The organism is Aeribacillus sp. FSL K6-1305 (assembly GCF_038050115.1).
GTDB lineage: Bacteria > Bacillota > Bacilli > Bacillales > Aeribacillaceae > Aeribacillus > Aeribacillus composti.
The window spans coordinates 838072-858647 of sequence record NZ_JBBOQV010000001.1; the positions used below are offsets into that span (position 1 = coordinate 838072).

Genomic DNA, 20576 nt, shown 5'->3' on the forward strand with positions numbered 1-20576 from the left:
CTTTGGTTAAAAAATCTGACATTATTTTTTATTATTAAAGCAAATTATCCCTCTGAAGAAAAGAAATAGCAAAGGTTTTCCTGTATAACTAGCACCTAGTTTTACAAAGAAAGCTAAAAAACATGAAGAATTCGAAAACCCAATGTATAAATTGCACTTTAACACAAAAGAAAAAACCCTGATTTTTATAACAACATATAAATTAGTACCTGTTAAACATTTTTCGTTTAAGGTGGCGTGTTAGAATCCTCGTTGTCTCTTATATAAGATTTCCAGTATAATATCATGAGTAAAATAGAGGTATAACAGGTGTAAAATTAATGTATTCACCAAAAGGCAGGGTCAATCCCTGCTTTAAATTCGCTTCACGCGACCATTGAATTTTCTTTCCAGTAGCCTTTAGACATGTCCGCAATCGCTACACCTGTGCTTGTTTGCGTTCCGATAAATTTTCCATCACCGACATAAATGCCGACATGTCCATCTTTTTTATAAGTGTCAAAGAACACAAGATCACCCGTCTTCATTTTACTAGGCGGAACCGGAATTATCCGGATTTCCGCAAAATATACTTTTACAATTTTTGCAAAAAACTTAAAACTATTTATTATTGAATCAGAGAAAGATCTAAATCTGATCCTTTCCTTTTAACTCAGATAAATATTTTTCTACAGCTTCCTCAATAAGCAAATAAACATTCTTCTCCTGTAAGATCGACTGCATTTTCAGTTCTTTATGTAAATCCGTGCGTAAGTCAAAAGATACCCGTTTTCTTTCCACCTTTCTTTCTTCCTTTCTTCTTTGGTTGTTTTCTTCGTTCGTATCAACGTTACTTTCTTCCCCAACTACTTCTGTTAATATATGGGTAGGAGTTATTTGTTTCTGTTGGCGTTTCATGTTTTTAATGTCATTCACCTTTGACACGTTTCATCAACTCCTTATAGAAATTCTCATATTGTTCTAATGCCTGTTTTAGCTCTGCATTTTGGTAGAATCCATATAGAGATAGTCTACCTATCGGTGCTTTTCGTGTGATAATGGTTTTGAATACTTCATCCGGATAATCTTCCTCAATCATTTCATTAAAAGCCTTTGCATCACTGCGTCTGACATCATTCATCGTCCGTAAAATACCGATTACCTTTGTTCCCCGCTTTCCAAAATCTCTTGCACCATTTACAGAGTCCATGAAATTAGGAATAGCAGAGTAACACCAGTTGGAGCATTCAAATAAAACAACGACATATTCACTGGCACATAATGCATTCGTTGTCTGTTCACTTAATGATGGTGGAGTATCGATGACAATGAAATCATATTCCCCTCTTACTTGATCCAATACATGATCTAAAATTAAGCTAGGATTTCCACGAAACGGAACGGTTTCCCCTCGATATGTTTTTCCTGTATAAATCCAACGAGGAAAGGTTGCTAAAAAGTTATTGGCAGGAAGTAAGTCTAAATTTTCCCCAATCGGCACAATGTATTCTTTTACATCACCCTGCTGCATCGCTTCCAATACAGACTTCCCTATAAATTCATTTGAAGGTTTTTTAGATAATAACTCTGTCAGGTTTCCTTGTGAGTCCATATCTATTGCAAGTACCTTGTATCCGTCTTGATTTAACAAATACGATAAAATCCCTGTTGTTGTGGATTTGCCACATCCACCTTTTTGAATCCCCATTGTAATAGTGATTGCCATCCTTTACATCCTCCTTTCTTCCAAGGTTCTTTTCTTTTTTTCTTGTTTCTTTTGTTCGTTCTTATCATCACTATTTAATTGAATTCGACAAGATCAGTAAAACACCTTTTTAAACCAAAACAATAAAGGAAGCAAAAAGCTCCCCTTCTTACTCTAAAAACATTACAGAGTAATATACATGTAATGCAATGAAACAATTAATCGCCTATCGGCGAAGCCGAAACAGAAAGTGAACCACCTTCGGAACTTCACTTTCCGTTTCGGTTAAAATGGAATTCACGTATCGGAAATTAAAAAGGATGAAATCATAACAATTTATCATTTTTCCGCATAAGTACTTTCATGACAAAAGGTTAATCTTCCGAACGTTGACATGATGGAATCAAGTTTTGAATCATTTTTCTTTATGATAAGTGATCCCTTTACATCTTCCTTCTTCCAACGTTCTTTTCTTCTTTTCTTGGTTCTTTTGTTCATTCTTAACATCACTAATTAAATGAATTCGACATGATAAGTAAAACACCTTTTTAAACCAAAACCATAAAGGGAGCATAAAGCTTCCCTTCTTACTGTTGTGCAAATTCTTCACACCCGAACACTTATTTTTTTATATAGGGGCGTTTTAGGATCTGGTACGAAAATAACGTAAGTATGTCCAAGTTTGCAGATTTTTTGCACCAGAACTTTATATCCGATATATATAAACTCATTAAAAAAGGTAAACGTAAGATATATTCCTAAGCTTCTGCCCAGCACGCTAACAAACTTTGTTAGAATTTCGGCAACACCTCCACGGCATCGGCAAGATCACTGTATCTTTCTTTCAAATACCGTGATGTCGTGACGATATTGCTGTGACCAGCACCCAATGATTCACCATCTCTTAGATCAAAGCAGATTTTAGTCTATGTATACCTTCTTCTATTTCCTCTATTGCTAGATTACCATAGCCTAAAATTATTTTATTTTGATGTATTCCTTTATGAATCGTATGAAGTTCTACTGGGTAAATTTTAACTTTATGTTCTACCATTATTTCCTGTACCTTTTCATTTGAGAACTCTATATTTTGAAATTCAACAATCAAATGCAGACCTGTTGAATCACCTGAAATTTTAACCTTAGTACCAAACTGTTCTACTAAACATTTTTTTAAATGATCACGACGTGTTTTATATATTTTTTTCATTTTTCTAATATGGCGTTCCAGATGTCTTTCATCTATGAAACGCGCAAGGGTGAGTTGTTCTAATGAAGGGGTGTGAAGATCCGTGAACCATTTTAAATCTTTACAACGTTTTGTTAAAGAATGAGGGAGAACTAAATACCCCAACCTTAGGGCAGGTGATAAGATCTTGCTGAAAGTTCCAATATAAATCACCCTGTTTGGATCAAGCCCCTGAAGTGAATTAATTGGCGCTCCTTGATAACGAAATTCACTGTCATAATCGTCTTCTACAATAAAACAATCAACTTTTCTGGCAAATTGGATTAACTGAATTCGACGCTGAATAGGCAACGTTCCCCCAAGCGGAAACTGATGAGATGGAGTAACAAAAATAAATCTTGGTTTTTTATTTGGGGGGATTAAATCCGTTTTCATACCGTGTTCATCTACAGGTATAGGGTGGAGCATTGCCCCAGTAGAAGAAAAAATGGTTTGAATTTCGTGTGTAATAGGATCTTCAATCATTACTTCATCCCCTGGTGAAAGAAGTAGTTTTGCTATAAGGGATAAGGCTTGTGTTGCTCCAGATGTAATAACTAGCTGATCAGGATAACAATGTACCCCCCTTGTTCTCTTTAGATACCGAGACAGGATATGACGCAGTTCAATTCTACCTTCAGGGTATCCATAGCCAAATACGGAATGTGGAGTTTCTATACACACTCGTTTAGCGATTTGTCCCCAATTATGCCTTGGAAACATGTCTAAAGCGGGGATACCGGAACGAAAATCTATAAAATCATTTCTTTCATCTTTCAAGTGCTGAATTTCAAAAAAAGATAAATAATCCGTTCTCTCTTGTTGACTTAAGTAGGCTCCTTCCGCAACATATGTTCCGGAACCTTGCCTTGCTTCAATGTATCCTTCTGCTAGCAATTGTTCATAAACTTCTACAACCACATTCCGTGATATGCCTAAATTGGAGGCTAGTTCACGGGTAGGTGGAAGACGCTCTCCAGCTACAAGTTCTCCTTTCAATATTTGTGTGCGAATTTGTTCATAAACTTGTCGTGTTAAAGGTATGTCTAATGTTCGATCAATCGTGATCCAGAGCATGCTTATTCCCCTTTTGTTTAAATTGGTACTATAAAAATCAATAATAATTGGTCCTTATCACTACCATTTTATCATGCTAAATTATTTAAAAAAGATAATATACATAAATTGGGGTACAAGATAAATAATCCTAATCGTTACGGGGGCGGGGGCAAAATGATCGTTGAAACCCAAGCAAAGGAGCAAAATCATCCCTTATTAAATTGGAATCAACACTTTTTATCATCCCTGGTATTTTTAGAACAACTTGAAATTGCTACTCTAGGCCCTTCTGGAACAAGTAGTGAGGCATCAGCTCAATACTTGCTTTCATCCTTAAAAAACAGTCATGGAAAGTATTCACTTTTTCCTACTTATGAAGAAGCTTATGAAAACTTAGTTTCAGGGACATCTAATATTCTTCTTGTAGCTAATGCCTACAAGGGAATAGATAAGTTTTACATGTCAAAAGATATCCAATTTTTATTTCCATTTGTCTTTGAAACACCTTTATACGGAGTTGCAAAAAGACCTTGTGAAGAATTGAATAGGAACCGTTCATTGGTTATTGCTACTCATCATGCTCCTTCTTGTCTTCTTCCTTGGTTCTTAGCCGATTTCGACATGAAATATGAGGTGTTATTTGTCAATTCAACAAGCGAAGCTGCTATCAAATTACAGAAAGGTGAAGTGGACCTTTGTTTAACAACTGTCAATGCAGCCCAAAAATATAACGTAGAATTCATTTCGCCGACCTGTACCATTTTAATGTTATGGTCCGTTTTTGGTAAAAAGTCAACAATCGTATCGTTCAAACTTTAACAATGGAGGAAAAAATCATGGAAATGAAATGTGTAATGGTTATTGATGCAGATTTACCTACTGGATTAATCTCAAATACTGCTGCGGTATTAGCCCTGACTTTGGGAAAGGAAATTGAGGGAATTATTGGTCCAACGGTAAAGGATGGAAGCGGTCATCCTCATGTAGGGATAACTACTACACCTATTCCTATTTTAAAAGGTGATTCCCTAAAAATTAAAGAGTTAAGGAACAAGTTATACGCAGAGGAATTTTCTGATTTATTTGTTGTAGATTTCACCAATGCGGCACAGACAACAAAAAGTTATGAGGAATATATCGAAAAAATTTCGACCTTATCAACAAACGATCTTGAGTATTTAGGATTGGCTTTATATGGAGACAAGAAAAAAGTGAATAAACTAACCGGAAGTATGGGGCTTCTCAGATAATAGGGGGAATCCAAGATGGGGAATCAAGTGAAAAATCAGTTAGACAATATGATTGTGATTCCAGGGGGGACTTTTCTTCGTGGCAGCAATGAATCGCCGGATGAACAACCAGTTAAATCCGTAACATTACACCCTTTTGCCATTGATAAAACACCAGTAACAAATAAACAATTTCGAGTATTTGTAGAAGCAGGCGGATATGAAAACCCTGTTTTCTGGCTTCCGAAAGGATGGGAGTATATCAAAACTAACAACATTAAATATCCAAATTATTGGTACGATGATCATTTTAATCAAGACGACCATCCTGTCACAGGAGTCAGTTGGTGGGAGGCAATGGCCTTTGCTACGTTTGTAGGCAAGACCTTACCGACCGAAGCGCAATGGGAGTACGCATGCAAAGGAACGGATCAACGAAAATATCCGTGGGGAAATGAAGAACCAACTTCTGATCATGCAAACTTTGCTGTTGACTGCGATCCCGAAGAATTGAACCGTAGCTCAACCTCTGTTTATGCTTTTCCAAAGAATAAGTCCTTTTTCGGATGTTTAGATATGGCGGGGAATTTTGCAGAATGGTGTTTGGATAATGTTTCTCTTAATTACGAATGGGATGAAACCGGAGTAAATCCATTATATCTTACGCAAGAAGAAGATTATCACATAGTTAGAGGTGGATGCGGACTACATAATGAAGATTTCATGAGATGTACAGCAAGAGATTACTATCCCGTTTCAGTCAGGGATAATCTAATTAGTTTTCGTTGTGTTATCAATCTTATTTAAGGAGAGAGGACTATGAATCCAATAGTTAAAACTCCAAATTTAGATCGAAAGCCATCTTCACTTCGTTATTATCAGGAAGGGCCACCAAAATCGGTTGATTTAAATACCTGGCGTCTATCAGTTACTGGATTAGTAGACAAAAAATTGAGTTTTACCTATCAAGATTTATTAGAGATGCCACAAATAGAAGAAAGCAGAAGAATGGTTTGTGTCTGTAATTGGAGTATTCGTCGGACGTGGAAAGGTGTTTTATTATCGAACATTATAGAAATGGCTGGAGTATCCCATCCTGAGAAGTATTATTTAAAGCAAACAAGTATAGGAACTAAGGAAAAAGGAGTTTATGAATCTACGATTCCTTTGGGTGATGCTCTTTCCAGACGGGCATTGATTGTTCACTCAGTTGATGGGGAACCTTTACCCATGGAACAAGGGTATCCTGTTCGATTATTTGATTTCGGTTTATACGGCTACAAAAACGTCAAAGGGTTGGCTCAATTAGAAGTGAGCGAAGAATATCAAATTGGGGAATGGGAACGCCGTGCAGGATATGACATAAATGGGATTGTCCGTCCTAAAAAGTACTGGATCGTTGATTTGAAAAAATGGCGTTTTGTAGAAAAGCCAGGTGAAGTCACGGAATTTTAGCTCAATTGATGAAAGGGGAATTTCATGAACTTAAAAAGAGATTTAGGATGGAAAGAAGCTACCTCTCTTGGCACTGGCGCTATGGTCGGTGCGGGTATTTTTATTCTTAGTGGTGTAGCAGCTGGTAAAGCAGGGCCGGCTGTGATGCTTGCTTTTGTAATCGCAGCAATCTTAGAAATTTTACTAGGACTATGTTACGCAGAATTAGCATCGAGATACCCTAGAGCAGGTGGTGCTTATGAATATGTGAGGCAAACAATGGGTTCATTTGTTGGGACGTTAATTGGATGGTCATATTGGGGAGCATGGCTTGCAGCAAGCAGTTTCGTTTCACAAGGGTTTGGTAACTACCTTAACTCCTTAACGGGTGCTCCTCCGTTGCTAAGTGCAGTGGTACTCCTTCTGGTTTTAGGATTTCTAAATATTTTGGGTATCAAGTTCAGCGGCGTTGTTCAAGTAGGAATTGTAGTTGTTGAAATCATCGTACTCCTTTTATTTTTTGCTCTAGGTTTTAGTCATGTGGATTATTCGCTATATACACCTTTTGCTCCTAACGGCTTTGAAGGAATTCTTGCCGCAGCATTAGTTGGTTTTCTTTCGATGGTTGGATGGGATGTGATTGTGGATGCAGGAGAAGAAATGAAAAATCCGAGTAAAACCATTCCAAAGGCTATTTTTTCATCCATTATCATCGTACTTTTTCTATACTGTGGTCTTTTATTCGTTTCGACAGGAGTCGTCCCTTGGCAGGAACTTGGATCATCAAAAGTACCGGTCGCTTTCGCAAGTCAGCAATTTTTAGGAGACTTCGGGCCGACCTTAGTTAGCATTGTGATTGTTATTGCTTTACCAGCCACAGCTAATGCTTTTATTATCTCGATTTCGAGAACTGCCTTTGCCATGGGCCGCAATGGATTTTTGCCGAAAAAAATTGGCTTTATACATCCTCGCTTCCAAACTCCGGTTTACGCTATATTACTAGGAGTTAGTATTCAAATTCTTTTTACATTGGTAAGTTCAATTAATATTGCAGTTAATGCAACAGGTTTTTTATATTTAATCACTTTTATTTTTACGATGATTGCCTTTTTTATCTCGAGAAGAAAAGCGACTCTTGAAAAAAAATCAACGCAGTTTTTAACTCCTTTTTATCCCTTTCTTCCAGCTTTAGCCTTAATCATCAGCCTTTGTTTACTAATTCCAGTTGGAGGGTCTGGCTTTTTTTCAGGATTGATATGGCTATCAATGGGGTTTTGTATCTATTTAATTCGTACTAAATCGATCAAAGCTACTGACAAAGTAAGAAGAAAAGAAAATGAGATCAAGATATCCTCCAATGAAGTGATCGACAGTGTTGTTGAGTGATTCTACCTTCGTGAGAAAGTGTAAATATAAAACCAAAAAAAACATTTTCAGGGAATCAAAATCTAAAAAATGAAACATTAATAGTCATAAAACCTTTTGTTGATTATGGATTAAAAGAAGCAGCTCTTACGTCATATGAACATGCATTAATCTATTTGAGGGAGAAGGCTTTGCACAAGTGATCGAAGAGCACGACCAGAGATTGCGCACGCGTTTCCCGACCGATGGTTGCAGCCAACTTCTCCATTTGATACAAGCGCCCCATTGGTGAAGCTGCCGGGGCGCTTGTCATGCTTTTGCGGAAACCGTTTATTTCACGGAAACAGGAAGCTTTTTCAATCCATAAATCGCTGTGCTGTTGCCGATTGGAACAGGGCGGCGATCCGATTGCCAAGAAAGGCGATCCACTCTTTGCAGGAGACTGGTTAAAGCGATGTTAGCTTCCAAACGCGCCAGGGGGGCACCTAGGCAAAAGTGGATGCCTTGCCCAAACGCAAGGTGGTGGTTGGGCTTGCGATGAATGTCAAACACATGGGCGTTTTCGAATTGGTTTTCGTCACGATTGGCGGAACCAATCCAAGCCATTACGATTTCGCCTTTTTTCAACTTGTTGTTCCCTAATTCCGTGTCTTGTTTCACTCTGCGGATGATGACTTGGGCGGGTGAACGGTAACGTAGCGTCTCCTCGACCAGTTGGGAAACCAGGGCCGGATCATGTTTGACCTGTTCAAACACCAGCTTATGCTCGATGAGGCTGTATACCGCATTGGAAATTAAATTGGTTGTAGTCTCATTTCCCGCCACAAGCAATAAGTTGCAAAAGGCAATTAGTTCTTGGCTGGACAGTTTCGCTTCCTCTTCCTTCGCTTTGATGAGGATCGAGATGAGGTCATTTCCTGGATGTGCCCGTTTTTCTTCAATGATTTGCTCAAAAAAAGGCGCTTAATTCCGCTTCGGTTCTGTTGCGGATCTCTTTGAATTTGGCCAAGTGTTCGGGGTGATCGTTCTCGGGGGAACTGACCAGCGTATCCGACCAGTCTTTGAACCGTTTCATTTCGGACGATGGAACACCCAACATCTCGGCAATGACAATCACGGGCAAAGGATAAGAGAAATCATTTACAATATCAAATTCCGATTGCCCTTGGACCGAATTGAGCAGTTCCACTGCAATCTCATGAATACGGGGTTCCCACTCTCTCATTACTTTGGGAGTAAAGGAGCGACTTACTATGGAGCGGATATCGGTGTGCTTGGGCGGGTCCATGGCAATGATGCTTTGTGAAAGTAAACTCTGCCCTCTTCGCGGAATGACATTTGAGAAAAATTCCTTATCCTCCAATACCCTTTTGACATCTTTATAGAGGAAAACATTCCACATGCCTGCCTTGTCATTGTAATAAACGGGGGTTTGTTTCCTCATTTCTTCATACCACAGGAAAGGATCATAGGGGTCTATTTTCCCACGCAAATAACTGCTGGGGATCAGTCTGACATCCATCGTTCGATTTTCCATGAGTTTCCCTCCAAAGTGAGATCAATTTGAAAAGATAAGACTCTTTTATTGTGCGACATGGGTATTAACGGCTTCCCTCTGCGCCCTCGAGAGAAAAGGGACATCTCTTTTGGAATAGGCAGGTCTCCGTGTTCATCATGCCCAATGAATTACTCTACTACTGCCCTCGCGAAGCGCACATGTTTACTCGCATAATAGCCGTCCGTTCGACTCTGAAAATAGCGTTCTTGAATATCGGATGGGCTTAAGTTCTCATGAAGACGGAGCCCTAAACTTTCCAGTTCAAAAGCCAGTGTTGACGGGTCAAAGGTCGTTTTAATCGGCTCTCCTATCTTTCGTAAATTCTCCTGTATCTTTTTCATATATGGAGTAGCTTCTTCTGGTACAAAGTAATCGAAAATAACCGCACTGCCCACGGGGGCAATATCGGTAATGGAACGCAGCGTTGCGAACACTTCGTTTTGAGTTAAGTACATTGTGACACCTAGCCAACTAAAAAAACTTTTAGTCTGCAAGTCATACGAAGTTCCCTTGAGTGCATCAGCCAAACTCTCCTTTGTGAAATCTACAGGTACAAAATGAAGATTTGATGGGATTTCCCATTCTAATTCAGCCAGTCGATTAAGTTTGAAGGCTTGTGTGGCCGGGTGGTCAACTTCAAATACCTGAACCTGACTTAGGAGATCTGGACGACGAAAAGCAAAAGTATCCAACCCAGCTCCGAGTATCACATACTGCTCCACCCCTTGTTTTACAGCCTGATCAAGGTTATCTTCCGTATATCTTGAACGGCTAAGGACATTAGGTAACCCCATGGCTTGCAATAAAGACGGCAAGGTATTTGTCGCCTGGTCGGAGCATGCCAAGATACTTTCAGGAACATTAATCTGGAGAGCCCTAGAAAATCCTTGTTCAATGAGTGCACGTCTTTCCTCTGGAATCAAACGATAGGCTAGAAAGTCATCAAAAATTTTTGGGGTATCATTCATGGCATGGTAGGCACGTAAGTAGGCGGTCATTATTGCGGTAAGACTGACTTGGTTTTTTTCATTTGAATATCCTCCCTCTATAAATGTTGATATATCAATGGTTGTAGCCATTTCAGGGGTGTCAAAAAAATTTTTTTCGACACGTTTTCTAACTTTGTTTCTCAAATCTGTATATATATGACATTGGATGGGTGCGCTTCGCTGCCACTACTGGTTTAATTTGGTTGTAATGGTGGTAAATGTATGTGATGCACCTTGGATCTCTGCATCGCTGATGATGACGAACCCTCCCATGTCTCTTGGCATCCTTGTGCCTACATTCCTTCGTTCGGTCTAGTCATCAGGCAGAGGCTGGCGAAGCTCCTTTAGGGACTCAAGGTCGAATGGATGATATCGTGCCAGCTTCTCCGTGTCATCCTTGTTGTCTAGGGAATCACAAGGCATGCAGGCATCAAGCCGCCGTTTCGAGACCAAAGATGTCCTGCATCATTCGCTTCGCATCGAACGCCTGGTGCTTCGTACACACAGCGTGCAGTACCTTCAGTAATTTCCCGCATAACACCACAATGGATTGCTTCTTGCGCAACGGATTATCGGGCCGTGTCGTGTAATATTCATGTAACTGTCGAAACGCTTCGTTGTGGCGGATCATCGGCATCATCACGCGGAAGAGGAGGGCGCGCAACCGCCTTCTTCCACGCTTCGAGATCCGTTTTTGCCCTTTGTGTTGGCCGGAGGAATGCTCCCGCAGTGTCAGGCCCGCAAGTTTCAATAATTGGCGCGGATCCTGATAGTGGGAAAAACTCCCGATTTCCGATAACAGTTCCACGATAGTCGCATCCCCTAAGCCCGGAACCGTTTTGAGCCATTCGTATTCCACGGATGTTTGCACAAGTTCCGTTAGTTGCTGGGTCAGTGCCTCGATTTCCTCCTCCAATTGGCGGTACCGGCGGACAAGTGTGGCGATTTCGATACGGGCCATCTGTTGTCCTTCCGTTACGCCAATGGAGTGTTGGGCCAGTTCCATCAGCTTCTTCGCTTTCGGCTTTTGTGGCGATTGTAATCCCTCGCTTTGCCGGTAAAGGGTGAGAACCTCTTCGATCTCTTTCCCTGCTAAATCCGACGGAAACGGCGTCTGTTCCAGCACAGCGAGCGCCATTTTCCCAAACGACGGAAAGACTTGCGTAAATTCCGGAAAATACCGATCGAGCCAGCGAATCATCTGATTTCGAACCGCCCCCTGCTCTTCCACGAGTTTGGATCGAAACGTCGCCCCTGTGCGCAGTTCGGCCTCCATCCCTTTCAGAATACGCGGATAGCTGAATCGGCCGTCTTTCACTAACCGGGCAATGACGAGCGCGTCTTTCGCATCATGTTTGGTTGGAAGATTGTCGTCTAGCTCTTTGGAGCGCTTCACGTGCATCGGGTTTGTCATCACGAGAGGAATGCCCTTCTCGTCAAGAAAGTAAGCGAGATTGAGCCAATAATGTCCCGTTGGCTCGATGCCAACGATCACTTCCGTTTTTTCAAATTCCTCCATCGCTTTCACGATGCACTGGTACAACCATTCCAACCCTTCTCTGGATTGCGGAACGGGAAACGATTTTTTTAGCACCCTCCCTCGCTCATCCACAAAGCAGGCATAATGCTTCTTTTTCGCGATATCCATGCCAACGACGAGCGTTTGATCGGTGACTTGATTAATCTTCTTGTTTGAGATAGAATTCATGTATAGTCCTCCTTGGTATCCAAATTAGGGGTCAATTCATCCGATTGACACCCCCGAATCATACCAAGAGGGCTTTTTTTATTCAAGTCCCCGAAAAAACTTCTAACAGGAATGCTCCTTTTTAGATGCATCAACGGACTCGATGGCATTGCTTTTTCAATAAGTTGAAAATCCTCAAGCGATTGCAAATATCTCTGTGTGGTGGATATATCAGAATGACCCAACAACTTAGAAAGTGTATAAATGTCTATCCCATTTAAAATACATTGAACTGCAAAAAAATGTCTAAATGTATGCGGACTTACTCTTTTATCTTTAATTCCTGCACGTCTAGCAGCTTCTTTAATGATGTTGTCTAAGCCAACATGCGAAATTAAATCGCCTTTGTATGACAAAAAGTAGTAGTTTGGATTAAAATATTTATCCCTGAAATATTCCTTTTTGATCCGCTCATATTTTATAAGAATTTTCTTTAACGCAGGGCTGATAAATATATAACGTTCTTTGTTACCTTTTCCATTGACGAGAATTGTGGTTTCTTTTACATTCTTTGTTTCTAATTCTCTTAGTTCCATGGCACGCAGTCCACAGTCGGCAAGCATAGCAATAATTGCCTTGTTGCGTGCTTCAAAATAACTCTTATAAGTAAAAGAATTAATCATTTTATCAACTTCTTCTGCTGTGAAGCCCTTTAATACCTTTTTTGGCAGTTTAGGAGTTTCCACTTTTTTTGCTATATTTTCTTTTAAATACTCTTCCTTCTCGCACCAAGAAAAGAATGCCCGGATTATCTTAAACATGGAAACAATACTTTGTGGTTGTAACCCTGATTTTTGTTTTAATCTCACATATGATTTTAAATCATACGTTGTAATACTTTCTAACTCTGTAATGCCACGTTTTTCCAATAAAAAATTTTTTAATTGTTTGAGTTCTTGCTGTTTATTTTTTATCGTCTTTTCTGTAAACCCTCTGGCTAAACAATAATAGTCATATTCCGCTAAAACATCCTCTAACAACACAAAAAAACCACCCTTTCTGCTGAAGTTTCCATCAGAAAAAGTGGTTTGTTTTTTTAAATATGAAAGATAAAGCAATTTTAAGCAAAAAATCGTGAAGAAAAATAAACCAAAATAATGGCAATTTTTTGATTTTTTGCTTAAAAAATGAAGGATAAACCTGCTAAAAAACCAATCATATCAAGGTTTCTGACACATTTCATTATTTTAATTGATTTTGCATCGCTTTCATCATTTGATTGATTTTCTTCTGGGACGGTTTCATTCCCATTTGCATCATCATCATTTTCAACATTTGTTCGTTAATAGGTGGATTTTTCTTCAAATAATTCATCATATACTTTCGAGCGATAAAAAAGCCTAGCGCTACGCCGGCAAGTAATGCCAGAACAGCGATTAATATCGCCAGCCAAAGTTCCATCTTATTTCCTCCTTCATGTTGTCTATCATACAGTGTACTAAACCATATGACATTATACAATATTTCATTAGCAAATTTCCGCAACTTTAGACAAATTTTCTTTCTTTAATTGGACTCAGCCACCCGTATCGTTCATTTGTAAAATCCATGGCAAAAAAATAAGGATCAAATTTTCCCAATATATCAAAAAACAATAACTCACCGTCAAAGCTGCCGGTACAAATCATTTCAATATACCGTTCCTTTAAAACCATAGTAGCTTGTCCTTTTTGATTTTCCATTTGGATGGCGTGAATCGATGATACCTTTTGATAATGGTTTCGGTGAGACAAGAATGACTGAAGCAGCAAATCTATTTCTGAAATGGGAATGGCTCTTGAAATATAATTGACTTGCCTTTCCAATTGTTCAAAAATAGGATGCGTTTTCCTTGTCCAAAAAAATTCTTGATATAACTGAAAAATTTTCGATTCCCTATGATAAAAATGCTCAGCAAATTCCTTTTTTATCAAATACAAATAAAAGTGCCTCATGCGCTCACCTCATTGTTACATTCCTTTTTTGCTATTATAAAGCAAGGAATGTAAAAGGTTTGTCTTATGGTGGCGGATAGAGGCACTAATTTTGGCGATTATTTCCGAACTAATTCTTTTACTTTTTCGACAACATTTTCAACAGTAAAACCGTACTCGCTTATAATTTTTTCCCCAGGTGCAGATGCTCCAAACTTGTCGATAGCTAAGATTTCACCTTCAGATCCGACATAGCGCTCCCAGCCAAGCGAAGATGCCATTTCGATCGCAAGACGCTTCGTTACGCTGCTAGGAAGAACTGATTCTTTATAATCTTTTGATTGCTTTTCAAAACGGTCCCATGACGGCATGCTGACGACTTGCACATCAATTCCATCAGATGCAAGAATTTGTTGAGCTTTAATAGCTAATGCTACTTCTGAACCTGATGCAAGTAGAAGAGCATCCGGTTGATCCGATTTCGCCGGTGAAATGACATAAGCGCCTTTTGCAACACCTTCTTCAGCATTTTCTTTCGTACCTTTAATAGTTTCTAAATTTTGGCGCGTTAATACTAATGCAGTCGGTGTTGATTTAGATTCCAGCGCAGCCTTCCACGCAGCTCTTGTTTCATTTCCATCAGCTGGACGAATGACAGAAAGATTCGGCATTGCTCTCAAAGAAGCTAATTGTTCAATCGGCTCATGTGTTGGTCCGTCTTCTCCAACCGCTATGCTGTCATGAGTGAACACGTAAGTTACAGGGAGATTCATTAATGCTGCTAAACGAATCGCTGGCCGCAAATAGTCAGAGAAAACAAAGAACGTTCCGCCAAAAACACGTAAACCTCCATGCAGAGCCATACCGTTCAATGCTGCTCCCATGGCAAACTCTCTGACACCAAACCAAATGTTTCGTCCGCTGTAATCTTCCGCAGAAAAGTCTCCTGAACCTTTTATTGTCGTTTTGTTTGATCCAGCTAAGTCTGCAGATCCCCCAAAGAAATAAGGAACTTTTTCAGCTATTGCATTTAATACTTCTCCAGAAGAAGAACGGGTTGCAACGCTTTTTCCTTCTTCATAAAAAGGTAAAGATTGATCCCAATTTTCTGGCAATTCACCATTGATTGCTGCCTTTAACTCTTTTGCAAGTTCAGGATATTCTTTCTCATACTTTTCAAACAAATTATTCCATTCAATTTCTTTCTGCTTTCCACGTTCTTTTACATTTTTCTCAAAATGCTCATAAACTTCTGCTGGAACATAGAAATCTTCTTCAAATGTCCATGCATAGGCTTCTTTTGTCAATTTTGCCTCTTCTGGACCTAACGGCGAACCATGAACGGAAGAAGTGCCTGCTTTATTCGGCGAACCATATCCGATTGTTGTTTTTACTTCAATTAATGTCGGTCGTTGTTCATCCAATTTGGCTTCTTCAATGGCTTTCGAAATCTCTTCAATGTTGTTGCCGTCCTCAACGCGCAGCACTTGCCAGCCCATAGATTTAAAGCGCTCTTCTACATTTTCTGAGAATGATTTATTTAAATCCCCATCTAGGGAAATATCATTCGAATCATAAAGAACAATTAATCGTCCAAGCTTCAAGTGACCAGCTAAGGAAGCTGCTTCAGAGGAAATCCCTTCCATTAAGTCACCGTCACCGCATATGACGTATGTGTAATGATCAACAATATTGTATCCTTCTTTATTGTATGTAGCTGCTAAATGACGTTCTGCCATCGCCATTCCAACGGCCATTGCTATTCCTTGGCCTAATGGTCCAGTTGTTGCGTCAACGCCAGGTGTATGTCCGTATTCAGGATGTCCAGGTGTTTTGCTTCCCCATTGACGAAACGATTTAATATCATCCATGGAAAGATCATAACCCGATAAATGAAGCAAGCTGTAAAGCAGCATCGAACCATGTCCGGCAGATAAAACAAAGCGATCTCGATTAAACCAATTAGGGTTTTCAGGGTTAATGTTCATAAATTTCGTCCACAGCGCATAAGCCATTGGTGCGGCGCCCATTGGCATTCCAGGATGTCCGGAATTCGCCTTTTCAATCGCGTCAATGGATAATGTTCGAATCGTCATGATGGATAAATCTTGAATGGAATGAGTCACCATTATCATCCTCTCATCTGTATTTTCAGTTTATAATCTTATCTTTATTGTTGCAATAAGGCAACACCCATCCGTTAATGCAGCCTTTTATTTTTAAATTTTTTCAATTTTTCCGGTGTAACATCATTACCTTTCGGATCAATCACTGTAACATTTTTTAAGGTGTTTTGAAAATCCCGACGAAACGACTCTAAATATTCCTGCCTTAATTGCTGCTGCACTAGCTTTTCCACTTGCGTCAATCCTTCTGACTTAGACTTTTTAGATAGTTCATTAATACGGTTAAGTTTTTCTTTTGAAATCATAAGCTGAACCCCTTGTATATTTTTGCCGCGCTCTTTTATCATACTAAATGCAACCACTAATGACAACAATTATTGCTATGATTCGCCTTTTTCTGACAAAAATTGTTGATATCTGCGATGAACAGTAGCTTTTGAAACATCATAGCCGAATCCTCTTAATGTTGCCGCTATTTCTGAAAATGTCAGGCCGTTTTTCCGCAATCGGTCAATCTCCTCGATCGGAACTTCTTTTCGCTCTCTTTTATAGGAAGAATTTCTATTCTTTAAATTTTTTTCAGGCCTGTACCCATTTTGTATAGCTCTCAACATTCCCCGCTTTATTTTCAAATTATGAATTTTTCGTTGATATTCTTCCACAATTCCTATAATTTCAAGCACCATCGTGTCTGATTCAGACAGTTCCATCTCCCCGCGATGGGCAGCGGTGAAAATTTTCACGCCTTGTTTCAAAATGGAATGGACAATGGCGATTTTGGCATTTCCTCTGCCAATTCTTGTTTCATCCTGTATTAATACCGCTTCAATTTCTTTCTCCTCAATCAATTCCAGCAGTTGAAAAACCCCTTCACGATCAACATCATACCCGCTCGCTTTTTCTTCTATCACTTCAACAACTTCCATACCGTTTTCAGCTGCGAGCTTTAACAGCTCGTCTTTTTGTCTTTTCAAAGATGTTTCCTGCTCTGCCTTTTCAGTGCTGACTCTTGCATAAACGACTGCTCTCATGTTAAATGCTCCTTGCGGTTATTCTTTGTTTGCCAAATATTCAGCATTGTAGTATTTATTTTTTTCAATCGGAATGACGATTGTTTCCCCCGGTTTTACAACAAGGCTTTGGAGATTGTTTCGCTCCTGAACCCATTTTACAAACTCTGAATGAGACATATTGTCATATTCTTTATATTCATCAGCGATTTTCCACAAACTGTCCCCTTCCTTCACTTGAACCTCCATATAATGATCGAGCTCTTCCCTTTCTCCAGTATACGAAATCGCCAAAACTGCCGCCATGATGACAAGGAAAAAAGAAACGATGTAAGACCATGATAATTTATCCATTAAGAACCGCCCCCTGAAACAGAATATTTGTTCGGTTTTTGTTTTTAAGTATAAAAGGGAACACATGTTTCTGTCAAGCAAATATTCGAACTTACGTTTGCTTTTTTGGAAAAATCATGCTATAATCGACACAAATTGATATGACTGAGGTGCTTGACATGTCAACAAAATTATCTAAGAGACAACAAGATATTTTGAACTTCATTAAGGAGGAAGTAAAAAAGAAAGGATACCCTCCCTCTGTAAGAGAAATCGGCGAAGCGGTCGGTCTTGCCTCCAGTTCAACTGTTCACGGGCATTTAGCAAAGCTTGAGAGCAAAGGACTGATTAGAAGAGACCCCACAAAGCCGAGAGCCATTGAAATTTTGGACGATGATGGCAGCCACCTTCTAACAAACAATGTGATCAACGTGCCGGTCATCGGAAAAGTGACGGCTGGTATTCCGATCACTGCCGTTGAAAACATCGAAGAATATTTTCCGCTTCCGAATCATATTGCATCAGGTGATGATCAACTTTTCATGCTTGAAGTAGTCGGAGAAAGCATGATCGAAGCAGGCATTCTGGACGGAGATTTAGTTATTGTCAGACAACAGCAAACAGCCAATAACGGCGACATCGTTGTCGCGCTCACAGACGACAATGAAGCGACCGTAAAAAGGTTTTTCAAAGAAAAAGACTTTATACGGCTTCAGCCGGAAAACCCAACAATGGAACCGATTATTTTAAAAAATGTGACAATACTCGGAAAAGTGATCGGGCTATACCGTTCCATACACTGAATATTCGATGTCTCAAAACAGGTGAGGCATCCTTTTTCTTTTTATAAAATTTTCAACATTCCCTCTCTTAGCGATGTTAAATTTTTAAAAATGTTTTCTAATCAATATGTATGCAGACAAGCTAGATTCAATGAAACAAATTTCAGGCGCCTTCTCCGCGCCTGCATGCAAAGCTATTATGCAACAATTCTCAACAGTCATTGTTTTTTGATTTATTTTGTTGTAGAATTTTTTATTGTAGATTTCGCTTCCTTAGCCAGTGCCGGGATGATTTACTGAATTGTTTGAATTCTTCTAACTGCTTAAATTTTAGGTATAGGAGAGGTGCTATGAATCAATTACTTATGAAACAAAGTGAACTGGAAAATGCAAAGCAATATGTCAATGAAGTATTTCAATCCGTGCAAGAAAAAAATCCGAATGAGCCTGAGTTTCTTCAAGCTGTAAAAGAAATATTTGACTCGCTTGTGCCTGTATTTGCTCAACATCCTACATATATAAAGCACGGAATACTTGAAAGAATTGTTGAGCCGGAAAGATTGATCATTTTTCGCGTTCCATGGGTGGATGACGAAGGAAAAGTGCGTGTAAACCGCGGATTTAGAGTGCAATATAATAGTGCAATTGGGCCATATAAAGGAGGCTTGCGCTTTCACCCGACCGTCAACGCCAGCATTATTAAATTTTTAGGATTTGAACAAATCTTCAAAAATTCATTGACTGGGCAGCCGATCGGCGGAGGAAAAGGCGGATCTGATTTTGATCCGAAAGGTAAATCAGATGGGGAAATTATGAGATTTACACAAAGCTTTATGACAGAGCTTTACAAACATATTGGACCAGATATTGACGTTCCTGCCGGTGATATTGGAGTTGGCGCAAGAGAGATCGGATACTTGTTTGGCCAATATAAAAGAATACGCGGCGGATTTGAAGCTGGGGTGTTAACCGGAAAAGGCATTGGGTACGGCGGAAGCTTAGCGAGAACCGAAGCGACAGGTTATGGAACTGTTTATTTTGTTGAAGAAATGCTTAATGACCATGGATTAAGCTTCAAAGGAAGCACAGTTGTTGTCTCTGGTTCTGGGAACGTTGCCATATATGCGATTGAAAAAGCAACACAATTAGGTGCAAAAGTTGTCGCATGCAGCGACTCTGATGGCTACATTTTTGATAAAAATGGAATTAATCTTGAAACGGTTAGAAGGTTAAAAGAAGTTGAAAGAAAAAGAATTAAAGAATATGTAAATGAACATCCTCATGCAGAATATTATGAAGGCTGTTCCGGAATTTGGTCCATTCCATGCGATATTGCCCTCCCATGCGCTACTCAAAATGAAATCGATAAAAAAGCAGCTGAACTCCTTGTTTCCAACGGACTCAAAGCTGTTGGAGAAGGCGCCAACATGCCGTCTACATTAGAAGCGATCGACGTGTTTTTATCAAACAATATTCTTTTTGGACCTGCAAAAGCTGCTAACGCAGGCGGAGTTGCTGTTTCAGCATTAGAAATGGCTCAAAACAGCGCAAGATTGTCTTGGAGCTTTGAAGATGTCGACGCAAAATTACGTGATATCATGAAGAACATTTACCGAAATTGCGTCAACGCTGCAAATGAATACGGCTGCTCCGGAAATCTTGTCGTCGGCGCTAACATTGCAGGATTTAAAAAAGTCGCTGATGCAATGGTAGAACAAGGAGTCATTTAAAAGATAGAAAAATGGTCATTTCCATCATTTATTCTTTATAGTGAGTAAACATATATGATAATCGCTAAAGCTTTACCTAACCTGCTTTGGCGATTCATCATGCTCACTATAATACCCCATCTTAACTTGAGTGAATAGAAATTGACATCACACCGATCCAAATTCACTCTTCTTTATTTCCACGATTGGATCAAATTTTTCTCTATCAGTGTATCCCATTCAATGAGAGAATTGAAGTTTTATGTCAGATTATCTTACATATTTTTTTACGCTGATGCCTGGACTGATTGTCTCTTGCTTTTTAATTAAAAAAGACAGATTGCGCTGATGTTCGTTTTTCTGCTTCTTCTCTTCTTTACTCTCAATATTTTGTATCATTAAGTATAAAA

Annotated in this window: 19 protein-coding genes and 2 pseudogenes; 7 read left to right on the forward strand and 14 right to left on the reverse strand. The window is 39.4% G+C overall.

The window, feature by feature from the left end; genetic code table 11:
• Positions 1–354: 354 nt before the first annotated feature.
• The 4 genes and pseudogenes from NST97_RS03910 to pdxR all read right to left on the reverse strand — a co-directional run.
• Positions 355–527 (reverse strand): annotated as a pseudogene (locus NST97_RS03910) (NlpC/P60 family protein); the annotation flags it as partial.
• A 100-nt stretch (positions 528–627) separates the two neighbouring features.
• A complete protein-coding gene (locus tag NST97_RS03915; protein WP_339209807.1) occupies positions 628–924 on the reverse strand; it encodes a hypothetical protein in 297 nt (98 codons plus the stop codon).
• Positions 908–1705, reverse strand: a complete 798-nt coding sequence (locus NST97_RS03920; RefSeq protein WP_339209808.1) for a ParA family protein — start codon at positions 1703–1705, stop codon at positions 908–910. Before NST97_RS03920 ends, NST97_RS03915 begins: the two co-directional genes overlap by 17 nt.
• 883 nt (positions 1706–2588) lie before the next feature.
• Positions 2589–3989, reverse strand: a complete 1401-nt coding sequence (gene pdxR / locus NST97_RS03925) for a MocR-like pyridoxine biosynthesis transcription factor PdxR (RefSeq protein ID WP_339209809.1) — start codon at positions 3987–3989, stop codon at positions 2589–2591.
• Between the two features lie 156 nt (positions 3990–4145).
• Between pdxR and NST97_RS03930 the strand changes: the two genes are divergently transcribed.
• From NST97_RS03930 to NST97_RS03950, 5 genes are read left to right on the forward strand one after another with little or no spacing between them, the layout of a single operon-like run.
• Complete coding sequence (locus NST97_RS03930) at positions 4146–4790, forward strand: bacilysin biosynthesis protein BacA (protein ID WP_339209810.1); 645 nt, start codon at positions 4146–4148, stop codon at positions 4788–4790.
• A 17-nt stretch (positions 4791–4807) separates the two neighbouring features.
• On the forward strand, positions 4808–5221 hold the full coding sequence (locus tag NST97_RS03935) for a DUF2000 domain-containing protein (RefSeq protein ID WP_003353594.1): 414 nt from the start codon (positions 4808–4810) through the stop codon (positions 5219–5221).
• Positions 5222–5236: 15 nt separating this feature from the next.
• A complete protein-coding gene (locus NST97_RS03940; RefSeq protein WP_339209811.1) occupies positions 5237–6007 on the forward strand; it encodes a formylglycine-generating enzyme family protein in 771 nt (256 codons plus the stop codon).
• Positions 6008–6019: 12 nt separating this feature from the next.
• A complete protein-coding gene (locus NST97_RS03945) occupies positions 6020–6655 on the forward strand; it encodes a molybdopterin-dependent oxidoreductase (protein WP_339209812.1) in 636 nt (211 codons plus the stop codon).
• 24 nt (positions 6656–6679) lie between these two features.
• A complete protein-coding gene (locus NST97_RS03950; RefSeq protein WP_339209813.1) occupies positions 6680–8020 on the forward strand; it encodes an APC family permease in 1341 nt (446 codons plus the stop codon).
• A 309-nt stretch (positions 8021–8329) separates the two neighbouring features.
• Here NST97_RS03950 and NST97_RS03955 read toward each other — a convergent pair.
• The 10 genes and pseudogenes from NST97_RS03955 to yneA all read right to left on the reverse strand — a co-directional run bounded on the left by NST97_RS03955 (position 8330) and on the right by yneA (position 17696).
• Positions 8330–9536 (reverse strand): annotated as a pseudogene (locus tag NST97_RS03955) (cytochrome P450).
• A gap of 149 nt (positions 9537–9685) precedes the next feature.
• Positions 9686–10690 (reverse strand): class I SAM-dependent methyltransferase, encoded by a 1005-nt coding sequence (locus NST97_RS03960; protein ID WP_341342948.1) that lies wholly within the window; start codon positions 10688–10690, stop codon positions 9686–9688.
• A gap of 286 nt (positions 10691–10976) precedes the next feature.
• On the reverse strand, positions 10977–12254 hold the full coding sequence (locus tag NST97_RS03965) for an IS110 family transposase (RefSeq protein ID WP_339210353.1): 1278 nt from the start codon (positions 12252–12254) through the stop codon (positions 10977–10979).
• Positions 12251–13276 (reverse strand): tyrosine-type recombinase/integrase, encoded by a 1026-nt coding sequence (locus tag NST97_RS03970; RefSeq protein ID WP_341342949.1) that lies wholly within the window; start codon positions 13274–13276, stop codon positions 12251–12253. Before NST97_RS03970 ends, NST97_RS03965 begins: the two co-directional genes overlap by 4 nt.
• Before the next feature lie 199 nt (positions 13277–13475).
• A complete protein-coding gene (locus NST97_RS03975) occupies positions 13476–13694 on the reverse strand; it encodes a YneF family protein (protein WP_063388294.1) in 219 nt (72 codons plus the stop codon).
• 86 nt (positions 13695–13780) lie between these two features.
• Positions 13781–14212, reverse strand: coding sequence for a sporulation inhibitor of replication protein SirA (gene sirA / locus NST97_RS03980; protein ID WP_157727967.1), 432 nt, complete (start codon positions 14210–14212; stop codon positions 13781–13783).
• Between the two features lie 113 nt (positions 14213–14325).
• A complete protein-coding gene (tkt, locus tag NST97_RS03985) occupies positions 14326–16335 on the reverse strand; it encodes a transketolase (protein WP_066251217.1) in 2010 nt (669 codons plus the stop codon).
• A gap of 71 nt (positions 16336–16406) precedes the next feature.
• Positions 16407–16637 (reverse strand): DUF896 domain-containing protein, encoded by a 231-nt coding sequence (locus tag NST97_RS03990; RefSeq protein ID WP_340733804.1) that lies wholly within the window; start codon positions 16635–16637, stop codon positions 16407–16409.
• Positions 16638–16712: 75 nt separating this feature from the next.
• A complete protein-coding gene (locus NST97_RS03995; RefSeq protein WP_339196272.1) occupies positions 16713–17363 on the reverse strand; it encodes a YneB family resolvase-like protein in 651 nt (216 codons plus the stop codon).
• Positions 17364–17381: 18 nt separating this feature from the next.
• Positions 17382–17696, reverse strand: a complete 315-nt coding sequence (yneA, locus tag NST97_RS04000; RefSeq protein WP_339196274.1) for a cell division suppressor protein YneA — start codon at positions 17694–17696, stop codon at positions 17382–17384.
• A gap of 158 nt (positions 17697–17854) precedes the next feature.
• Here yneA and lexA point away from each other — a divergent pair, with 158 nt between their 5' ends.
• Entirely contained in the window at positions 17855–18478 is a 624-nt protein-coding gene (lexA, locus tag NST97_RS04005; protein ID WP_063388299.1) for a transcriptional repressor LexA, read from the forward strand.
• A gap of 329 nt (positions 18479–18807) precedes the next feature.
• Positions 18808–20187, forward strand: a complete 1380-nt coding sequence (gene gdhA / locus NST97_RS04010) for an NADP-specific glutamate dehydrogenase (RefSeq protein WP_327862970.1) — start codon at positions 18808–18810, stop codon at positions 20185–20187.
• The last annotated feature ends 389 nt before the right edge of the window (positions 20188–20576 follow it).

What these genes read in the sequence shown, in the direction of transcription:
- NST97_RS03935 (WP_003353594.1), top strand. Translation starts at nt 4,808, where the DNA reads ATGGAAATGAAATGTGTAATGGTTATTGATGCAGATTTACCTACTGGA.
- gdhA (WP_327862970.1), top strand. Translation starts at nt 18,808, where the DNA reads ATGAATCAATTACTTATGAAACAAAGTGAACTGGAAAATGCAAAGCAA.
- pdxR (WP_339209809.1), bottom strand. Translation starts at nt 3,989, where the DNA reads ATGCTCTGGATCACGATTGATCGAACATTAGACATACCTTTAACACGA.
- NST97_RS03930 (WP_339209810.1), top strand. Translation starts at nt 4,146, where the DNA reads ATGATCGTTGAAACCCAAGCAAAGGAGCAAAATCATCCCTTATTAAAT.
- NST97_RS03990 (WP_340733804.1), bottom strand. Translation starts at nt 16,637, where the DNA reads ATGATTTCAAAAGAAAAACTTAACCGTATTAATGAACTATCTAAAAAG.
- tkt (WP_066251217.1), bottom strand. Translation starts at nt 16,335, where the DNA reads ATGGTGACTCATTCCATTCAAGATTTATCCATCATGACGATTCGAACA.
- yneA (WP_339196274.1), bottom strand. Translation starts at nt 17,696, where the DNA reads ATGGATAAATTATCATGGTCTTACATCGTTTCTTTTTTCCTTGTCATC.
- NST97_RS03950 (WP_339209813.1), top strand. Translation starts at nt 6,680, where the DNA reads ATGAACTTAAAAAGAGATTTAGGATGGAAAGAAGCTACCTCTCTTGGC.
- NST97_RS03975 (WP_063388294.1), bottom strand. Translation starts at nt 13,694, where the DNA reads ATGGAACTTTGGCTGGCGATATTAATCGCTGTTCTGGCATTACTTGCC.
- NST97_RS03995 (WP_339196272.1), bottom strand. Translation starts at nt 17,363, where the DNA reads ATGAGAGCAGTCGTTTATGCAAGAGTCAGCACTGAAAAGGCAGAGCAG.
- NST97_RS03965 (WP_339210353.1), bottom strand. Translation starts at nt 12,254, where the DNA reads ATGAATTCTATCTCAAACAAGAAGATTAATCAAGTCACCGATCAAACG.
- NST97_RS03920 (WP_339209808.1), bottom strand. Translation starts at nt 1,705, where the DNA reads ATGGCAATCACTATTACAATGGGGATTCAAAAAGGTGGATGTGGCAAA.
- NST97_RS03945 (WP_339209812.1), top strand. Translation starts at nt 6,020, where the DNA reads ATGAATCCAATAGTTAAAACTCCAAATTTAGATCGAAAGCCATCTTCA.
- NST97_RS03940 (WP_339209811.1), top strand. Translation starts at nt 5,237, where the DNA reads ATGGGGAATCAAGTGAAAAATCAGTTAGACAATATGATTGTGATTCCA.
- lexA (WP_063388299.1), top strand. Translation starts at nt 17,855, where the DNA reads ATGTCAACAAAATTATCTAAGAGACAACAAGATATTTTGAACTTCATT.